This window comes from Tychonema sp. LEGE 06208 (assembly GCF_015207505.1).
In the GTDB taxonomy this organism is placed as follows: Bacteria; Cyanobacteriota; Cyanobacteriia; order Cyanobacteriales; family Microcoleaceae; genus Microcoleus.
Genome location: NZ_JADEWT010000205.1, coordinates 1 through 3,257, shown reverse-complemented (window position 1 = coordinate 3,257; position 3,257 = coordinate 1). Strand labels below are relative to the sequence as shown.

Here is a 3,257-nt window from a genome sequence, read left to right as displayed (position 1 = left end):
GGTCGGGGGTGATTGGGGTGGTCGCGACGGGGCTAATTTTGGGCAATTTTGGTTCTCGCATCGGGATGAATCCTCGCACTCGGATTATTGTGAGTGAGTTTTGGGAATTTTTAGCTTTTTTTGTAAATTCGATTGTATTTTTGCTGATAGGCGATCAGATTCGGTTTGGGAGTTTGGGCGAAAATTTGGATGCGATCGCGGTGACGATTGTGGCGGTGATTGTAACGCGGGCGATCGCCATTTACGGACTGGGAAGTCTCAGCAACCGTTTTGCTGGGTCGTCCATTCCGCTGCCGGAGCAAACGGTGCTGTGGTGGGGAGGGCTGCGGGGTGCGGTGTCGGTGGCTTTGGCTTTGAGTGTACCTGAAGGTTTACCGGGCCGGGAGGTGGTGATTGCGACGGTTTTTGGGACGGTGTTGTTTACTTTATTGGTGCAGGGACTGACTATTCAGCCTGTTCTGCAAAAACTGGATCTGCTGGGGGATGGGCCGATGCGCGGGGAGTATTTGGAGGCGATCGCCCGTCGGGCGGCTTTGTTTCGGGTGTTGCAACGGTTGGCTGAGATGGAGGACCAGCCGGGGGTGGATCGGGAGTTTTATGAGTATCAAGAATCGCTGGTTAAGGGGGAGTTAATGAGGATTGAGGCGGAGGTCGATCGGCTTCAAGATGAATATCCCGATCTCAGCACGTTTATTGCTGAGCAAATTCGAGGTGAGTTGCTGGCGATCGAGGCTGACACCTATGCTGAGTTTGTGCGATCGGGTCGCTTAAATCAAGAACTGTCTCTCTTTTTGGGAGTTGAGAACATAGGGGAGTAATTATAGAGTGCGACGGTTTTTTCTATATCTTGGAGACTTCCCAAATGCCGCCGCAGAATAGATTCAAACTAATACTTAAACATTTCGAGCAAGTTCGTAATGAGGACTTCAGTCCTTTCCATCAAGTTCGATCGTTCGGACTTCAGTCCTTTCGAGCATTGTCTAACAGTGTTAAGGGAACTGAACGGGTAACTCAATCAGTTTAAGCCGTTATAATGCAAAAGTAATCTGAGTATCAAGTACCAAAGTGCGCTGGCAAAGTATTCCTCAAGCACTGCCGCACCGTTAATCCTTCTGATGGTTGCACTTATTGGGCTTTGTCATCAATATCCAGTTTGCAATTCCCTGAAACCTCTCCAACGATTCTTGTAGAACGGGCATCCTGCTTGTTCAAAAACTTGCTTTGCGATGGAGGTTTATTAGAGGCATAGCGATCGCGAAATATGAGGAGTGCATTGAAATTGGTAAAATATGTTAAATCGCCGGAAATCTTCATTTGTTCGTTACCAAATACTGGGAATCATCACAGCCTTAGCGCTGAGCTTAGTTTTGCAGGCTTTACCCGTTCAAGCAGCGAGGACGGCGACATCTGTTGTGGTAGATGGTCGTCCAATTTTTAGCGTCAGCGATGCTGACTCATTGACGGGCACCGAACGAGCCGATTTGCTCAATTTGCGACTCAAACAAATTGAGCAATCTCAAGAAACCGTTCGAGTCACAACTGAAATTCGCGATCGGTATCCCACCATTCTGGTTAATGGCAAATACCTGCTGACAGTCACTCAATCCGATGTGCAAGAAAATCGCACGCCCGCCGAACAAGCTAATCTTTGGGCCCAACAACTCAGTCAAGCTTTGCAGCAAGCTCAAAATGAAAGAAGCGCCGGATTCATGAAAAATATGCTGATGCTGGCAGCGGCGACTGTCGGGCTGGCGATCGCCCTCAACAAAGCATTGGGATGGCTGTGGCGATCGGCCAGACAAGCTGCAATCCAGCGATTTGTCGAACCATCAAACAAAGAAGTTGGAGTTAATGATTCGCCCAAAGCTCTGAACTTATTATTTAACTTAACTCTGTTTTTTGCAAGGGTTGCGCTTTGGATTGTCACCGCCCTTTACATTACCAATCTGTTTCCGGTAACTCGGATTTGGAGTTACACCCTAACCAGCAGTTTAGTCAGCACTTTCACATCTAAAGCCCTGTCTGTAGGACGCAACAATTACTCAGTCACCGATCTGCTAATTCTAGCTGCTCTAATCCTGGGATGGGTTGTCCTTAGTGGCGTTATTTCTAAAATATTTAAACTGCGAATTTTGGAAGTCACCCGTATCAGTCGAGGCAGTCAAGAAGCCGTTGCCGTGATTGCCAAATATTTGCTGGTTGTTATAGGAACCATCGTTCTGATGCAAATATGGGGAATTGACCTGAGTTCTCTAACAATTATCTTTAGTGCATTAGGAGTTGGTATCGGTTTTGGATTTCAGGATATCGCTAAAAACTTTGGTAGCGGTCTGATTTTGCTCTTTGAACGTCCGATTCGGGTAGGCGACTTTGTGAATGTCGGTAAAATTGAAGGCACTGTGATCCGTATTGGCGCTCGCAGTACAGTGCTTCGCAACCTAGATCAAGTTTCGATTATTTTACCCAATTCCCGTTTCTTAGAGGATGATGTAACTAACTGGAACTATGAGAATTCTGTGTCGCGAATCAGAATTCCAGTTGGTGTTGCCTACGGCTGTGATATCAGTGAAGTTAAGGCGGCGCTGCTCAAAGCTCCGAAGGGGCATTCTGATGTATTGAGGACTCCAGAACCGATTGTTTTTTTCTTGGGTTTTGGTGAGAGTTCCTTTAATTTTGAACTCCGGGTGTGGATTGCTGAACCAATGCTACAGTATCGCGTCAAAAGTGATTTATTTTTCCGTATTGAAGAACTGTTTCGAGAGCGTGAAATCGAAATTCCGTTTCCTCAACGAGATCTGCACGTCCGCTCTGGGAGCATCCCTTTGGCTTTATCACCGCAACTAGAGGCAACCTTACGAAACACTTTACTCAAGTCGGAAAATAACTCAGTCGCCCCTAAATAACTTAAATTAAATTCTTCCTTATTGCTTCTTTCTTCTTTCTTCTTCGTAATCAATACTTCGGACAGTTTTTTAACGGCCCTGTAAGCCGAGGGCGAGGAAGCCCTGCCATTTTTAACGCATTTTCTGAAACTTAGCGCACTGAACTCAAACCTTGAAAAAATAGTCCAGTATATAGCCAGCAAGGGTTTCGGACACTCGACTAGATATAAAACTGTCCGAAGTTTTGCCTAATGACTAATGACTAATGACTAATGACTAATGACTAATGACTAATGACTAATGACTAATGACTAATGACTAATGACTAATGACTAATGACTAATGACTAATGACTAATGACTAATGACTAATGAC

Annotated in this window: 2 protein-coding genes; both read left to right on the top strand. The window is 45.7% G+C overall.

The genetic code is table 11. From position 1 onward, the window contains the following. A partial coding sequence (locus IQ263_RS27820; RefSeq protein WP_194071261.1) for a cation:proton antiporter occupies positions 1 to 818 on the top strand: 818 nt, incomplete at its 5' end. Between the two features lie 471 nt (positions 819 to 1,289). Beyond that, on the top strand, positions 1,290 to 2,903 hold the full coding sequence (locus tag IQ263_RS27815; RefSeq protein ID WP_194071260.1) for a mechanosensitive ion channel family protein: 1,614 nt from the start codon (positions 1,290 to 1,292) through the stop codon (positions 2,901 to 2,903). Positions 2,904 to 3,257 lie beyond the last annotated feature (354 nt).

What these genes read in the sequence shown, in the direction of transcription:
- IQ263_RS27815 (WP_194071260.1), top strand. Translation starts at nt 1,290, where the DNA reads ATGTTAAATCGCCGGAAATCTTCATTTGTTCGTTACCAAATACTGGGA.